Annotated in this window: 13 protein-coding genes; 4 read left to right on the top strand and 9 right to left on the bottom strand. The window is 65.0% G+C overall.

The features are described 5' to 3' along the window. From phnY to phnS, 7 genes are all read right to left on the bottom strand, one after another. Positions 1-1452 (bottom strand): phosphonoacetaldehyde dehydrogenase, encoded by a 1452-nt coding sequence (gene phnY, locus PDMSB3_RS25685; protein ID WP_165188139.1) that lies wholly within the window; start codon positions 1450-1452, stop codon positions 1-3. Continuing rightward, a complete protein-coding gene (phnA, locus tag PDMSB3_RS25680; protein WP_165188137.1) occupies positions 1449-2732 on the bottom strand; it encodes a phosphonoacetate hydrolase in 1284 nt (427 codons plus the stop codon). The genes phnY and phnA overlap by 4 nt, the downstream gene beginning before the upstream one ends. Positions 2733-2788: 56 nt before the next feature. Then, a complete protein-coding gene (locus PDMSB3_RS25675; RefSeq protein ID WP_035517128.1) occupies positions 2789-3523 on the bottom strand; it encodes a phosphonate utilization associated transcriptional regulator in 735 nt (244 codons plus the stop codon). Between the two features lie 76 nt (positions 3524-3599). Then, positions 3600-4463, bottom strand: a complete 864-nt coding sequence (gene phnV / locus PDMSB3_RS25670) for a 2-aminoethylphosphonate ABC transport system, membrane component PhnV (protein ID WP_007176836.1) — start codon at positions 4461-4463, stop codon at positions 3600-3602. Beyond that, the gene (locus PDMSB3_RS25665; RefSeq protein ID WP_007176835.1) at positions 4453-5397 is read right to left on the bottom strand and encodes a 2-aminoethylphosphonate ABC transporter permease subunit; all 945 of its coding nucleotides are present in this window, start codon (positions 5395-5397) and stop codon (positions 4453-4455) included. The genes phnV and PDMSB3_RS25665 overlap by 11 nt, the downstream gene beginning before the upstream one ends. Continuing rightward, positions 5375-6475 (bottom strand): 2-aminoethylphosphonate ABC transport system ATP-binding subunit PhnT, encoded by a 1101-nt coding sequence (phnT, locus tag PDMSB3_RS25660; protein ID WP_007176834.1) that lies wholly within the window; start codon positions 6473-6475, stop codon positions 5375-5377. Before phnT ends, PDMSB3_RS25665 begins: the two co-directional genes overlap by 23 nt. A gap of 125 nt (positions 6476-6600) precedes the next feature. Then, complete coding sequence (gene phnS / locus PDMSB3_RS25655; protein ID WP_007176833.1) at positions 6601-7692, bottom strand: 2-aminoethylphosphonate ABC transporter substrate-binding protein; 1092 nt, start codon at positions 7690-7692, stop codon at positions 6601-6603. Between the two features lie 345 nt (positions 7693-8037). On the opposite strand from phnS, the gene PDMSB3_RS25650 reads away from it, so the two are divergent. Continuing rightward, positions 8038-9168 carry a 2-aminoethylphosphonate--pyruvate transaminase gene (locus PDMSB3_RS25650; RefSeq protein WP_407670651.1) on the top strand — a complete coding sequence of 377 codons (1131 nt, stop codon included), beginning with the start codon at positions 8038-8040 and terminating at the stop codon, positions 9166-9168. A gap of 18 nt (positions 9169-9186) precedes the next feature. Here PDMSB3_RS25650 and PDMSB3_RS25645 read toward each other — a convergent pair whose 3' ends face one another. After that, complete coding sequence (locus PDMSB3_RS25645; RefSeq protein WP_007176831.1) at positions 9187-9942, bottom strand: DeoR/GlpR family DNA-binding transcription regulator; 756 nt, start codon at positions 9940-9942, stop codon at positions 9187-9189. Positions 9943-10127: 185 nt separating this feature from the next. On the opposite strand from PDMSB3_RS25645, the gene PDMSB3_RS25640 reads away from it, so the two are divergent. Then, positions 10128-11687, top strand: coding sequence for an ABC1 kinase family protein (locus PDMSB3_RS25640; RefSeq protein WP_165188135.1), 1560 nt, complete (start codon positions 10128-10130; stop codon positions 11685-11687). Between the two features lie 155 nt (positions 11688-11842). Continuing rightward, complete coding sequence (locus PDMSB3_RS25635) at positions 11843-12718, top strand: DMT family transporter (protein WP_165188133.1); 876 nt, start codon at positions 11843-11845, stop codon at positions 12716-12718. 30 nt (positions 12719-12748) lie between these two features. Here the strand turns inward: PDMSB3_RS25635 and PDMSB3_RS25630 are convergent, their stop codons facing one another. Then, positions 12749-13747 carry a L,D-transpeptidase gene (locus PDMSB3_RS25630; protein ID WP_084747721.1) on the bottom strand — a complete coding sequence of 333 codons (999 nt, stop codon included), beginning with the start codon at positions 13745-13747 and terminating at the stop codon, positions 12749-12751. A gap of 435 nt (positions 13748-14182) precedes the next feature. Between PDMSB3_RS25630 and nadE the strand changes: the two genes are divergently transcribed. Then, entirely contained in the window at positions 14183-15043 is an 861-nt protein-coding gene (gene nadE / locus PDMSB3_RS25625) for an ammonia-dependent NAD(+) synthetase (protein ID WP_007176827.1), read from the top strand. The last annotated feature ends 2 nt before the right edge of the window (positions 15044-15045 follow it).

Below are 15045 nucleotides of genomic sequence, written 5' to 3'. Positions count from 1 at the left end.
TCACTCCCACGGTAATGAAAAAGTCTTCAGATTGGTGAAGCTCTTCATGGCTTCCTGAACACCTTCCTTATAGCCAAGTCCGGAGTCCTTGATGCCGCCGAACGGCGTCAACTCGATCCGGTAGCCGGGCACTTCCCACACATTGACCGTCCCCACGCGCAATTCGTTGATGAAACGCGTGATCGCATCCTGCCGGTTCGTGCACACACCTGACGACAACCCGAACGCCGTGCCGTTGCTGATGCGGATGGCGTCGTCGAGCGTGTCGAAGGTGATGATCGGCGACACGGGGCCGAAGGTTTCCTCCCGCACCAGCGTCATCGACGGATCGACGCCGTCCAGCACCGTCGGCGCATACAACGCGCCGTTGCGCTGATTGCCGGTCAGGAGACGCGCCCCGCTCGCCACCGCCTCGTTCACGCGCGCTTCGAAAAGCTGCGCCGCGGCAACATCGATCACAGTGCCCATCTGACTGGATGCATCGAACGGGTCGCCGAAACTCCAGGCGCGCGTCTTCTCGACGACCAGATCGGTGAAATCCGCGGCCACGCTCTTTTGCACCAGCATCCGCTTGACCGCGGTGCAGCGCTGCCCGGAGTTCTTATAGGAGCCCTGCACGGCAAGCGTCGCCGCACGTTCGAGATCGGCGTCGTCGAGCACGATCAGCGGATCGTTGCCGCCCAACTCCAGCACCACACGCCGGTACGCCGCTCTCGCCGCAATGTATTTGCCGATCGCCACGCCGCCCGTGAACGTGACGAGTTCCGCCAACGGATGCGTGATCAGTTCATCGGCGATTTCTCGCGGATCGCCAGTCAGCACCTGCAGCATCGGCGCGGGCAAGCCGGCTTCGTACAGAATATCGGCGAGATAGAGCGCCGACAGCGGCACCTTTTCCGACGGCTTCAGCACCACCCGATTATTGGTCGCGATAGCCGGCGCGATCTTGTGCGCAACCTGGTTCATCGGATGGTTGAACGGCGTAATCGCCACGATCACACCCGCCAGCGGCTCGCGCTGCGAAAACACACGGCGTTTCTTGCCGTGCGGCGTCAGATCGCAGGAAAAGCTCTGCCCGTCGTCACGCACTGCCTCGATCGAAGCAAACTTCAACACGTCCGCCACGCGGCCGATCTCGTAACGTGAATCCTGCTTCGACAAGCCCGACTCGCGCGAAATCAGATCCGACGCCTCTTCAGTCCGCTCGCGTATCAGCGCCGCCGCCCGCTCCAGAATCTGCGAGCGTTCGTAACGCGTGAGCTGTGCCTGATAGGCTGCCGCGTACTCGAACGCAGCACGCACGTCGTCGACACTCGCCAACGGCACCGTGCCCACGCGCGTTCCCGTATACGGATCGAACACGTCGAGCGTGCGCGAGCGCGTCACGCGCTCGCCTTTGAGCCGCAGCGCTTCCGCCCGAAAAGCCGGATGGTCCCGCAGCGTGGCGTTCATGATGCCGACACGCGATTCAAGGCGATGTCGAAGATATCGAAGTTGCGCAGTCTCCTGCCGCCGCTGCCGCCGCTGGACGGCAACGCTTCGACACGCCGGTTGAACAGCAGCGGCACTTCCTGTTCGGAAACACCGCCATGCGAGCGCAACGGTACGGTCAACCCGGAAAGATCATGCTCATCGCGCCGTGTGCCGAGCACCACATGCTTCGTGCTGACCACGACGATATCGCCGACGCGATCGCTCGGCAGTTCGAAGCGTTCGCACGCCGCACTGTTATCGAGCACGGTTTCGATCCCCTGCAAGCCGCCGATCCGTTCGATCACCTGCGCGACGCTGACGTCGCGCGGCAGATAGATCGTCGCGAACGAGCCGAGCGCGCCGTGATGCACCACGTAAGGATCCGTGATCGGCAGAATGACGCGCGCACGGCCGGCACCGAGCCACTCGTCCAGCACGTCCTGCAGATAGATCACATTCGGCTCGCCGGTCTGCGGATCGTGCTTCGCGTTCATGCCGTGATCGGCGGTCAGGCCGATCACCCAGCCGAGCGCGTCGAGCTTCGCGAGGTAGCTGTCCACCATCGCGTAGAACGCGTTGGCGCCCTCGGTGCCCGGCGCGAATTTGTGCTGGATGTAATCGGTGGTCGACAGATACATCAGGTCGAGCTTGCGGGTTTGCGCGAGCCGCACGCCGGCGGCGAACACGAATTCGGACAACCCCGCGCTATACACATCGGGCACCGGCAAGCCGACCAGATCGAGTACTTCGCCAATGCCGTTTTCTTCGAGCTTCACCTTGTCGGCTTTTTCCGCCGAGAAGCAGATGCCCTTCAACTGCCAGCCGAGCAGCCGGCGCAGTTTGTCTTTCGCCGTGACCACGGCCACCGCGGCGCCCGCTTCGGCGGCGGCGGCCAGCAAGGTGCCCGCGCGCAAATAGGCGGGATCGTTCATCATCACTTCCGCGCCCTCGCCGCCGTTCGCGTGCGGATCCCAGAAGTAATTGCCGCAGATGCCGTGCACCGAAGGCGGCACGCCGCACACGATCGAGAGATTGTTCGGGTTGGTGAACGACGGAATCACGCAGTCGCCCTTGAAGGCGCTGCCGCCCTTGAGCATCTTGCCGATGAACGGCGCGACGCCCGCCGCGACCGCGGCTTCGAGATAGTCGAATTCGCAGCCGTCGACGCACACCACGACTGTCGGTTGCGAAGGTAGCCGGTAGCTGCGGCCGTTGACTTCGATCGTGCGTCCGCTCGTGCTCGTGCTCGTATTTGCCATCGTCGCCTTCCATGCGTGCCGGGCACGCGTGTTGTAGTCAGTCCGTTGCCACTACCTCAACCGTTCGATGCCGGCGGCATGCGCACCATGCCCAACGGCCCGGCCGGTTCGCACGCCGCATGAGCGCGCTGCAAGCCGCCGTTCACATGCGCATGCATCAGCGCCGCGGCACGCCCGGCGTCACGCGAAGCGAGCGCCGTGAGAATCGCGCGATGCTCGGCCAGCGAGCGCTCCATCGCATCGGCATGTACCACCAGCGCGGCACGTCGAAACAGGCTCAACTCGCACACCAGCCTGCGGTACGTCTCATACAGCTTCAGATTGCCCGACGCCGCCACGAGCGCGTCGTGAAACGCCACGTTGGCGCGCGCGTAGGCGTCGTGGTCCCGCGCGTCGCGCGCCGCGCGCATGGCGTCGAGCCAATCGCGCAATACCGCGAGCTTGCCGGCATCGATACTCGCCGCCAGCATCCTGCACGCCGCCTCTTCGAGCACCGCACGCACCGCGTAAATCTCGTCCGCTTCCGCCAGCGAGACCGTCCGCACGAATACGCCGCGATTCTTCTCGGTACGCACGAGGCCGGCCTGCTCCAGCGCGCGAAACGCCTCGCGCACCGGACCGCGCGACACTTGCAGACGCGTGGCCCAGTCGGCTTCGTTGAGCTTGTCGCCGGGCGCGAGCGCCCCCTCGATGATGTGCCGTTCGATTTCGTCGCGAACCAGCGTCGTCAGCGAATGCCTGCGCACAACCTCAATCGGATCGACAGAAGCAGTTTGCATATATTCGGTCATTTTGACAAATTTTGCCACATCGATATGTGTAGACGCGCCGTCATGGCACGCCTGCACATGCATCAGAAGTTGCTCGTCAGTCCGCCCGACGGCGCGGCACGCGCGCCGCGATCAGCAGCAGCGCAGCCAGCGAGACCAGCAGAAGAATCAGCGACAGCGCGGAAGCCGGCAGGTAATAGCCGCGTTCCACCTGACCGACGACCACGATCGGCACCGTCGCGAAGCCCGGCGGATACACGGTCAGCGTGGCGCCGAGTTCGCCGAGCGAGAGCGCGAACCCCAGCGCGAGACTCGCGCGGATCGCCGGCACCAGTTGCGGCAGCACGACGCGGCGCAACACCATCGAAGGCGGCGCGCCGAGACTCGCCGCCGCTTCGCGCAGAATCGTGAGCTCCGGGCGCAACGCGGCGGCGGCGCACCGGTAGCAGAACGGCAACACGAGCGCGAGCTGCACGAACACGACGATCGCCGCGGAGCTCGACAGATCGAGCGGACGCTTGTGATACGCGATCAGCACCGCGAGCCCGAGCACCACGCTCGGCACGCCGTTGGGCATCATCGCAATGGTGTCGACGAAGGCGCCGAGGCCGCGGCGGTCGCGCCCTTCGAGCGCCAGCGCGAGCCACAGGCCGAGAATCGTGCCGAGCACGGCGACGCCCATGCCGATTTCGAGGCTGGTGGTGAGCGCGTCGAAGTCGCTCGAGCCGAGGCGCTCGAACCAGCGCGTGCTGAAGCCGTCGGGCAGGATCGTGCCGGACCAGTGCGCGGCCACGCTCGAGAGCGCGACGACCAGCACCGGCAACACGAACAGCCAGAAGCACAACAGCGCGGCAAAACCGAGAAACAGGCCGCCGAGCATGCGTACCGGCAGACTGCGGCGCACCGGTCGCGCTTTCTTATGCATGACCGGCAAGACGGTCGGATCGAGTTCAACGGCCATGACCCGCTCCTTTTACCTTGCGACGGTTGACCTGGCGGTACAACGCATACAGCGACAAAGACATGATCAGCATCACGACCGCGCCGGCGGCGGCGGTCGGCAGATCGAGATCGACGGTGGCGGAGCTGTAGATCGCCACCGGCAGCGTGATCAGATGCGCGCTGCCGAGCACGAGCAGAATGCCGAACTCGTTGAGCGTCAGCAGAAAGCACAGGATGGTGCCGGCGGCGATGCCCGGCCACGCGAGCGGCAGGATCACCCTGGCCGCGACCATCCAGCCGCTCGCGCCGAGGCTGCGGGCGGCTTCGATCAGACGCATATCGAGCGTGGCGAACGAAGCCAGCGTGGGACGCACTACGAACGGCGCGTAGAACACCACCTCCGCGAGAATCACGCCGCCTACGCCGAACAGGAAATCGAGCGGCGGCGCCTGCAGATGAAAGAGCCGCTGCAAGCCGATGCTGACCGAACCCTGCGAGCCGTACAGAAAGATCAGCGTGAAGGCGACCAGAAACGACGGGAACGCGACGAACAGTTCGAGAAAGCGCGTGATCATGCGCGCGCCGGGGAACGGCTTGAAGAACAGCATCGACGCGAGCGCGACGCCGAGCAGCGACGCGAGCCCGGCACTGGCGAACAGGATCCACAGCGTGGTGCCGATCACGCCACTCGTTTCGGGATTGCTGAAGAACGCCGAATAAGCCTGCAGGCTCAAGCCATGCGGGCCGGTCAGACTGAGCAGCACCAGACGCACGAGCGGATAGATGACCAGCGGCCCGAGCACCACCACGGCGATGAACAGCAGGTGCCATTGCGCAGCGCGTTCGCGGCGCTTCACCGCGGCCGTATGTGAGGCGGCGCTGGCGCTGCGGCGCGCGTCGGCGGCGGCTGTGCCGAGCGGGTTCGGCGTATCAGGGGTTGATAAGGACGACATCGTCAGCCTCGTAACGCAGGGAAACACGCGCGCCCTTCTCCGGCATCATGCCGTGGCCGCGCTGCATGGTGACGAGCACCGGCTCGTTGGGCATCGCGTCCAGTACGACGGAAACCGACAACACCGCGCCATACCATTCGACCGAGGCGATCGCGCCGTGCAAGTGCCCTTCGCCGAGCGGCACGATACGCAGCGCCTCAGGACGCAGGCAGGCCACGCGTTCGCGCTCGTTGTGGCGTACGTCGCTCATGCTGAACGCCACCTGCGGCGGCAGCAGATTGGCCGCGCCCAGATAACGCGCGACAAAACCGTCGGCGGGCGTGTCGTACAACTGCTGCGGCGTGCCGAGTTGCGCGATGCGGCCTTCGCGCATCAGCAGCGTGCGGTCGGATAGCACCAGGGCGTCGTCCTGATCGTGCGTCACGCAGACAATCGTCAGATTCGGCAGACGCTCATGCAGCGCCTTCAGCTCGGAACGCACCGACGCGCGCAGATTGGCGTCGAGTGCGGAAAGCGGTTCGTCGAGCAGCAGTACGTCGGGCTCGATCACGAGCGCGCGAGCGAGCGCCACGCGCTGCTGCATGCCGCCCGACAGCTGCGCGGGCATCACGTGACCGGCCTCGCCCAGTTGCACCAGCTTCAATGCATCGGCCACACGCCGGGCGATATCTTTGGACGGCGTGCGGCGCGCGCGCAAGCCGAAGGCCACGTTCTCGAACACCGACAGATGCGGGAACAGCGCATAACTCTGGAACAGCAGGCCGAGATTGCGCTTGTGCGGCGGCACGTGGGTGAGATCGTGACCGGCCACGGTCAGCGTGCCGGACAGGCCGTCCGCCTCGATAAACCCGGCGATGAAGCGCAACAGGGTGGTCTTGCCGCAACCGCTGCGGCCGAGCACGGTAAGCAGTTCGCCGCGCTGGATGGTCAGCGACAGATCGTCGAGCACCGTGCGCGAACCGAAACGCACGGTCAGATGGTCGATCTGCACGCCGCCCGGCGTAGTCGAACTCGCGGCATCGAGCGCGTCCGGGGCGGCGCCGAGCGCGCCTGGTTGAGCAAGACTGGCGGTATTCACCGGGTTCATCCTCCAACTGGATTAATACAGATGCAGCGCCTCGGGATTCCCGCGAGCGCCGCCTGATTCTGTGACGTCACCCGGTTACGTGACCGGGTGACGCCGATGACGCTACGAACAACCGCTTACTTCGGCTTGACCACTTCGATCTGCTTGCCCGACGAACCGATCACGTCGTTCTTCCAGCGCGCGGTCCAGTCGGCCTTCTTCGCCATCACCTGATTCCAGTCCACCGGAATCAGCTTCACGCCGGCGATGGCCTGCTTGACGGCTTCACCGTTCTTGCCGGCGAGCGGCACGTCGGTACGGCCCGGAATACCGAAGATGTCCGGCACCTTGGCCTGCACTTCCGTCGACATCAGGTAGTCGATCAGCTTCTTGCCTTCCGCCTGGTTCGGACCGTTCTTGATCAGGCCGATCGCGTACGGCAACTGGAACGTGGTCGGCTGGCCGCCGGGCGCGGCCGCGAGGAACACCGGCTTGAGCGACAGGCCGCCGTTGGCGGCGTCGTCCAGATCCATTTGCAGATCGCCGTTGGCGACCGCGATTTCGTTACGCGAAAGCAGCACGTCGAGATAGCCCGTGCCCTTGGTGTGGAACTTGGCGCTGCTTTCGAGCTTCTTCAGATAGTCGAACGCCTTGTCTTCGCCCATCAGCGACGAGGTCAGGATGATCACCGCCATGCCGTCGCCCGCCGTGGCCGGGTTCGAGTAGGCGATCTTGCCGCTGAAGTCCGGATGCAGCAGATCCGCGAAGGTCTTCGGCTGGGTCTTGGTGACTTCCGGGTTGATCGCGAACGAGAAGTAGTTGTTCACGAAAGTCGCCCATGCCCCGTTCGACGCTTTGGCAATCGCCGGCACGTTCTTGTAGTTGGCGCTCTGATAAGCCTGCAGCAGGCCGCTCTGGTCGGCTTGCTGGATGAACGGCGGCAGCGTGACGAGCACGTCGGCCTTCGGCTGATCCTTTTCGATGGTGGCGCGGTTCACCACTTCGCCGCTACCCGCCGTGACGATGTTGACCTTCACGCCTTCCTTCTTTTCGAAGGCCGGCAGCACGTCCTTATAAAGGTTTTCGAGGCCGTCGGCGGTGTACAGCACCACGGCGTCGGCCGCGTGCGCCTGCATTGCCGTGGCGCCGAATGCCGCTGCGGCGACCAGCGCCGGCAGCAGCTTGCGTGCGAGACCCGCCTTGGCGTGAAGGGAATTCGTCTTTGTCATGTCGCTTTCTCCGAAAGGCAAAAAACCAGACGGTCGGGATATCCCGATACCTGTTGTGATTGAACGGCGGTAGCGCCGCGCCGCTTACGTGTTGCCCGCATCAAGCTGTGTGCAGATTCATGCGGATTGCAGATTGCCAACAACTTTGTTCCCACCTTTCCAGCCCGACTTACAGCCCATCTACGACACTCGCGCTGCCAGCCATGCCTGAAAGGGCACGGCAAGGATCACAGGTTTGCATGACAACGCCATGACGATTCTGCTGAATTCCAAAAAATGACACAATTCGCCAATAATATCCAAATGAATCTTTTCGTCGCCCGGTCCGGGCCGCGCCTGTTTCGGATGATGACGGAGGCTTGTGTGATCCTTGGAAACGACCCGATCCTGTTGACCCCAGGCCCGCTCACCACTTCCTCGCGGACGCGCGAAGCAATGCTGCGCGACTGGGGTTCGTGGGATGCCGCGTTCAACCGCATGACCCACAGCGTATGCGCCGACCTCCTGAAGATCGTACATGGGGAAAACGACTATGTATGCGTCCCGCTTCAAGGCAGCGGAACCTTCGCGGTCGAAGCGGCCCTCGGCACGCTGGTGCCGCGCCAGGGCTGCGTGCTGGTTCCGAACAACGGCGCGTATTGTGCCCGGCTGATCGGAATATTGCAGCGGATGGGCATCGCTTATATCGAATTGGCGCTGCGCGAGGACGAACCGGTCAGCGCCGCCGCCATTGAAGACGCCTTCAACCGCGACTCGCGCATCAGCCACGTCGCGCAAGTGCATCTGGAAACGAGCGCCGGCCTGCTCAATCCGCTCGACGATATCGCCGCGGTATGTCAGCGGCACGGCAAAAGCCTGATCGTGGATGCGATGAGTTCGTTCGGCGCGTTGCCTATCGACCTGCGGCGCGGCGGCATCGACGCGTTGATCTCGGCGAGCGGCAAGTGTCTCGAAGGCGTGCCGGGCATGGGATTCGTGATTGTGCGGCGCAGCGTGCTGGAGGACAGCGAAGGCCGTTCGCCTCCGCTCGTGCTGGATCTGCACGACCAATACGTCTACATGCAGAAGACGACGCAGTGGCGCTTCACGCCGCCAACTCACGTGGTGGCTGCGTTGCGCGAGGCGCTCAACCAGTTCGGCGCCGAGGGCGGCCAGCCGGCGCGCGGTGCGCGTTACGCGCGCAACTGCGCGGCGCTGGTCGGCGCCATGAAAGCGCTCGGTTTCGAGCCGTTTCTGAAGCCCGAAGTGCAGGCGCCCGTGATCGTCACCTTCCACGCGCCGCGCGACCCCGCGTGGCATTTCGCGGCCTTCTACGCGGCAGTCCGCGAGGCCGGTTACGTGCTGTATCCGGGCAAGCTCACTCAAGTGGAAACGTTCCGCGTGGGTTGCATCGGCGCGATCGACGCGAACGAACTGCTCAACGCGGTGGCCGCGATCGGCCGCGCGCTCGAACGGCTCGGCATCCGGGTGAAGTAGAGGGCACAGCCGCGGCGCTCAGGCGATCAGGATTTCCGGACCATGCGCCGTGATCGCCTTGCCGAGAGCGCGCTCCGGCGCCAGCTCGGTCACCAGATAACGCGCCGACTCGATACCGTTGATGCGCACCGGCGTCACGCGGCCGAACTTCGAATGATCGGCGACGACCACCACCATGTCGGCAGCGGCGATCATGCGGCTGCGCACCTCGGCGGCCATGCGGCTGTAGTCGGTCAGATAGCCGTCCGGCGAGATCCCGCCCGCGCCGATGAAGGCAAAATCCGCGTGGTACTGCGTCAGTTGATGGACGGTATCGAGCCCGAAGGTGGCGTCTTCGATATCCGACAGCTCGCCGCCCAGCAGCGTGACGCGGTTGTCGTTGCGGCGGCCTAGCAGCAGCGCGATCCGCCAGTCGTTCGTGTACACGGCCAAACGATGCCGGTCGAGCAACGCCCGCGCCACCGCTTGCGTGGTACTGCCCGAATCGATGATCAGCGACGCGCCGTCCGGCACGAACTCCGCCGCGCGCTCGCCGATGGCGCGCTTCGCACCGGCATTCGCGGCTTCACGGGTATCGAGGTCGGGCTCGCGCCGGTCGCTCGACAGCGCGCCGCCGTGAGTGGTGACCAGCAGGCCGCGCCCGGCCAGCGCGTTCAGGTCACGGCGAATGGTCTCGCGCGACACGTTCAGTTCGCGCACCAGCTCCGCGACCGAGAGCGCGCCGGTTTTGGCGACTTGCGCCAGGATGTATTGGTGACGTTGTTCTGCGAGCATCGATGAAAGGCCGGAAGCCGGCACGCTTGGGTTTCGCCACGGTTGGAGAAGGCCGGCGTATTGTATTACGCGTCGCGCGCCGATGCTCCTCCCGGCGCGCTTACCTGCTAACCTGAACGCCCAGGCCGCGCGCGAATGTCCCTCGATAGCTGTGGACGCCACGCGGCCGGCAAACCGAACTACCAATGCCGCCACTGTTTCGCCGTCTACTGCTGCTGTTCCACGCGCTGCGTTACGGGGCGCGCCTCATCTGGCTTGCCGCGCCGGCAGATCACAAACTGCACTGGATAATCGAGCTGGCCGGCCGCCTGCACGCGGCGGGGCGCAGCGGCCAGAGCCTGAGCCGCGTGCTGCCGGCACTCGGGCCGCTGGCGGGACGATTCGCGCAAACCCTGGCCGAACGGCCCGAACTCGCGAGCGGCACCCTGCACGACGCGATCGACGCAATCGATCACATGGAAGCGCCGCTGCCGCCGCACGAGTCCGAACAGGCGCTCGCGCGCGCGTTCGGCAGGCCGCTCGCCACGCTGTTCAGCGCCGTGGATCTGGTGCCGGTGCGTGGCGGCTTCGCCGAACAGACGCATCTTGCACGGCTGGTGGCGCCGGTGAACGGCCACTACGAAGTGGCGATCAAGCTGGTGCGCGCCGACCAGTTGCAGCAGATCGGCGACGAACTCGCGCTGCTGCGCTGGGTCGCGCGCTGGCTGGAGAACCTTTCCGGCACCGCGCGCCGCCTGCACCTGCGTGCGCAGGCGCAGAGCTTCACGGACGACATCCTGCGCCGCTTCGATCTGCGAGCCGAAGCGGCCAATCTGAGCCAGACCGGCCATCATTTCGACGGCGACGCGCGCATCGTCGTGCCGGACGTGATCTGGGATCTCTGCACCAGCCACACGCTGACGATGCAACGCGTCAGCACCTTGCCGGCGAGCGACCTGACCGGTCTGCATGCGCATCACATCAAACTCGCGCCGCTCGCCGCGCATATCGTCGAAGTGGTCGCCGAGCAGGCGTTCGAGCATGGCTTCTTTCACGCTACGCTCGACGCGCGCCGCGTGCGGGTGAGCGTCGAACCGGACACGCTGGGGCGGCTCGTCCTGGCGGAATTTTCGATCATGTCGAGCCTCTCGACGGACGAACGCGAGTTCTTCGTGCACGGCGCGAGCGCGCTGTTCGACCAGGACTACGCGCGGCTCGCCGACATGCATCGCGATGCCGGGCACGTGCCGCAGGATACGCGCGCCGAGATGCTCGAAGCCGAGTTGCGCACGCGCGCCGAAGCGCATTTCGCCACCGAGCCGGCAAACCGTTCGGCGGGTCCGCTGTTTCATCACCTGCTGCACGCGGTGCAGCCGTTCGAAGGCGCGGTGCCCGCGCGGCTCGCGACCGCGCAGCGCTCGTTTCAGCAAGCCGAAATGCTGGCGCGCGCGCTGCATCCCGGCGCCGATACGTGGAATATCACGCGCGGCGTGCTGGCGGATATCGCACGGCGCGACATCGATCACCGCGGCTGGATCAAGCGGATTACCCACGAGTTGCCGCACCTCGCGCATATGCTGCCGCGCATGCCGCAACTCGCGGTGCGCTATCTGCAGCATGAGCATGATCGCGCGCGCACGCCGCAGCAGAATGCGCGGCTCGTGGCGGAAATCGGCCGGGAGTACCGGCGCACGCGCGTGCTGCTGTGGGCGTGCGCGGTGTGCGGCGGCGCGCTCGGCGCAGGGACTGTGCTGCTGATATGGTGACGGCGGTATCGCGCCGTTCGAGCCACCCCGCACCGATCCGCCTCGCCGGTTGCAGCTTCGAACAAGACGCGCATGGCACCGTTCCGACAAGATGGCGGCTTTGCACACCGCTTTTCACACCTTTTCGCACCTTTTCGCACCAGCCATTTTTCCCGATGCTCGCTTCTTTCATCGCCGCCGTCTTCGTCGTGTCGTGGTCGACCGGTTTCGTGGTCGCCCGCGCGATCACGCCTTACGCTGATCCCAATCTCTTCCTGCTCGCGCGCTTCGGCGGCGCGGCGCTGATCTTCGCGCTGACCGCGCTGGCTGCACGCGCCGCCTGGCCGGGCGGCCGCGACATCGGCAAACATCTGCTGGCGGGCGCGCTGTTGCAAGGCGTGTATCTCGGCGCCGGCTACTGGGCCGTCGCCCAAGGCCAGAGCGCGGGCGTGATGGCGCTGCTCGGCGCGCTTCAACCGCTGGCGACGGCCGCCGTCGCGGCGCCGCTCTTCGGCGAAAGGCTGTCGCGGCGCGGCTGGACCGGCATGGCGCTCGGTCTCTCCGGCGTCGTGCTCGTGCTCGAACCGAAGCTGGCGTCGAGCGCGGCACCGACACCGCACGGCAACGCGCCCGGCTGGCTGGTCGTGCTGATCTCCATCGCCGCGGTCGGCGCGATTACAGCGGGCACGCTGTTTCAGAAAACTTCGCTTGCCAGGGCCGACATTCGCAGCGCGAGCGCGGTGCAGAACTTCGGCGCGGCGCTCGTCGCGGGCGTGTTCGTGCTGGCGCTCGGCGAGCACCGCTGGATTGCGTCGCCTACGTTGTGGGCGTCGCTCGCGTGGGGGATCGTGATGCTCTCCGGCATCAGCGTCACGTTGCTCGTGTGGATGGTCAGACGCGGCGACGCGGCGCGTGCGACCGCGTTGATGTTTCTCGCTCCGCCGCTCGCCGCGCTCGAAGGTTATGCGGGCTTCGGCGAGACGCTGCTGCCGGTGCAGATCGCCGGCTTTGCCGTAGCGCTGATCGGCGTATTGCTGACGCGCTCACGCTGAATCGCGCGGCCGCGAATCAGTCCGCCGGAATCAGTCCGCCGTGTCCGCGCCGGCCGGCACATTCGCGCGCGCCTTGCTGCCGGGCGCGGGCGCCCACGCGGGGCGGCTCTTGCGCTCCGAATCCACCACGACGATGTAACGCCCGGCCCACGGCGTCACCTGGCGATCGCTCTTCAACACCCACAGCGATTTACCGGATTCGACGAGCGCCGCATATTCGGCGTCGAGAATGCCGTAGTGATCGAGAAACGTATTGAGCGATGCGGGAATCCGCACGCAGCCCTTCGAATGACGGATGCCGAGCAGCGGTTCGAGCCGGTCGGGGTCGGTGGCATGCATCTGGAAGCGCATCTGCGACATACCGCCTTTGCCCCAGCCGCGCTCGCCCTGCGCCCAGCCGAGGTCGAAGATCCGCATGTCGCGCTTGCCGTAGCCGCGAATATGGTTTTCGTTCTGCGTGCCTTCCGAGCGGAAATCCATGTTGGCGGGGGTATGCTCGAACACACCGAGCGGCGTGACGAAGTGGTCGTACTCGCCCGGCCGTCCAGTCGAAACCGGCGACGCGCCGATCATCTGCCAGGTGTCGGCCGGCGTGGCGCGAAAGTAGATGAAGAGCGCCTGCACGTTGGCGTTGCGATCGACCAGCACCACATACTCGCCCGACAGGTCGCCCAGCATGTGCGCGCCGAGCGCAGCTTGCAACCGGTCGGCATAGGCTCGCTGATCCGCCGCCGGCACTTTCAGCTTGCGTGTGACGCTCTGCGCGAACACGTCCCGCAGCATGAACGCGCGACGCGGGTCGACCACGCCGGCGGCATCGGGCGCGGCGACAGCGGACGCATTAACGAGCGCCGACGGACGACTCGCCGCGCCCGGCGCCGAGGCTGCAACGGGTGCCGAGGCTGCGATCGCCACGCCGCAGGACAACGCACAAAAAACGGCGCCCAATGCAAACCGTAACGCCCCCGCCAGACGGCGGAAAGAAGGCAATGCGCGCGCGCTGCTCCGCACAGAAGGTCGATACGACATACACGAAACATCGCGCGCATGATCCACCGACGCGAAGCTCACACGGTCCAGTGCAGGCTGGCCAGGCCAGTTGGGGTAGTTCATCGCGTAGTTGAGCAAAACCTGATTATTATTGTCTGCTCGCCGGCTTATGCGGCGCTCTCGGAACGAGGATGTTACTAAGCACATTGCGATCTGTCGATAAAGATTCGACGACTCAGCCATATAGCCGTAATAATCGGGCATATTTGCCGGACAAAGCAGCGAATTAAAAGCGCCGCAAAGGCAAATTAAAGCCGATTAGCAGCGATAAACCGCGAAGAACGGATGTGTCACGGCGCATAAACAGGAACTGCCTCATCACAAGCAGCGCGCTGCTTCGCCTGATCCGGCTGTTGCGCGCGCAACGTTTAACCGTTCGACCTGTGCGCGAGCGCGCAAGGAGCAAAGAGAATCATGACGCCACACGATCCAGTCGCATGCCAGGCGCGCATCTCTGAAGAAATGCATATCGGCCCCACGTTCGACGCGGAATATGAAATCGAGCGCCGGCTTGCTTTTCTCGCGAATTACCTGCGCAGCAACGGCCTGAAAACGTATGTGCTCGGGATTAGCGGCGGCGTGGATTCGACCACTGCCGGCCGGCTTGCGCAACTCGCGGTCGAGCGGTTGCGTGCCGAACATTACGAAGCGCAATTCATCGCAATACGTCTGCCTTACGGTGAACAGAAAGACGAAGCCGACGCGCAACAGGCATTGCGCTTTATTCGCGCGGACCACAATCTCGCCATCGACATCAAACCCGCGGCCGATGCCATGCTCGCCGCGCTGGATAAGAGCGGCGTGCTATTCAACGACGAATCGCAACAGGATTTCGTGCACGGCAATATCAAGGCGCGCCAGCGCATGATCGCGCAATACGCGGTGGCCAGTGCGCGGGCCGGCGTGGTGATCGGCACGGATCACGCGGCCGAGTCGGTGATGGGCTTCTTCACGAAGTTCGGCGACGGCGGTGCCGATGTGCTGCCGCTCGCCGGACTCAACAAGCGTCGCGTGCGCGCGGTGGCCAAGGCGCTCGGCGCACCGGAAGAGCTGGCGCACAAGGTTCCGACAGCCGACCTCGAAATGTTGCGTCCGCAACGGCCCGACGAGGATGCTTACGGCATTCCGTACGATGCTATCGATGACTTTCTGGAGGGCAAACCCGTGAGCGATGCGGCGCGCGCGACTATCTTGCGCTATTACGACGTCACGCGTCACAAGCGGGCGTTGCCGTACACGCCGTTCGATTGGCCGGTGCAGGCAAGCGAAGATTGAAA

It is taken from the genome of Paraburkholderia dioscoreae, assembly GCF_902459535.1.
Taxonomy (GTDB): domain Bacteria; phylum Pseudomonadota; class Gammaproteobacteria; order Burkholderiales; family Burkholderiaceae; genus Paraburkholderia; species Paraburkholderia dioscoreae.
The sequence above is the reverse complement of the archived record's forward strand: the minus strand, read 5'-3'. Positions and strand labels throughout refer to the sequence as shown.

Bases quoted from the DNA above. Each gene is read 5' to 3' on its own strand.
- phnY (WP_165188139.1), bottom strand. From the start codon at position 1,452: ATGAACGCCACGCTGCGGGACCATCCGGCTTTTCGGGCGGAAGCGCTG.
- phnA (WP_165188137.1), bottom strand. From the start codon at position 2,732: ATGGCAAATACGAGCACGAGCACGAGCGGACGCACGATCGAAGTCAAC.
- PDMSB3_RS25675 (WP_035517128.1), bottom strand. From the start codon at position 3,523: ATGACCGAATATATGCAAACTGCTTCTGTCGATCCGATTGAGGTTGTG.
- phnV (WP_007176836.1), bottom strand. From the start codon at position 4,463: ATGGCCGTTGAACTCGATCCGACCGTCTTGCCGGTCATGCATAAGAAA.
- PDMSB3_RS25665 (WP_007176835.1), bottom strand. From the start codon at position 5,397: ATGTCGTCCTTATCAACCCCTGATACGCCGAACCCGCTCGGCACAGCC.
- phnS (WP_007176833.1), bottom strand. From the start codon at position 7,692: ATGACAAAGACGAATTCCCTTCACGCCAAGGCGGGTCTCGCACGCAAG.
- PDMSB3_RS25650 (WP_407670651.1), top strand. From the start codon at position 8,038: ATGATGACGGAGGCTTGTGTGATCCTTGGAAACGACCCGATCCTGTTG.
- PDMSB3_RS25645 (WP_007176831.1), bottom strand. From the start codon at position 9,942: ATGCTCGCAGAACAACGTCACCAATACATCCTGGCGCAAGTCGCCAAA.
- PDMSB3_RS25640 (WP_165188135.1), top strand. From the start codon at position 10,128: ATGCCGCCACTGTTTCGCCGTCTACTGCTGCTGTTCCACGCGCTGCGT.
- PDMSB3_RS25635 (WP_165188133.1), top strand. From the start codon at position 11,843: ATGCTCGCTTCTTTCATCGCCGCCGTCTTCGTCGTGTCGTGGTCGACC.
- PDMSB3_RS25630 (WP_084747721.1), bottom strand. From the start codon at position 13,747: ATGTCGTATCGACCTTCTGTGCGGAGCAGCGCGCGCGCATTGCCTTCT.
- nadE (WP_007176827.1), top strand. From the start codon at position 14,183: ATGACGCCACACGATCCAGTCGCATGCCAGGCGCGCATCTCTGAAGAA.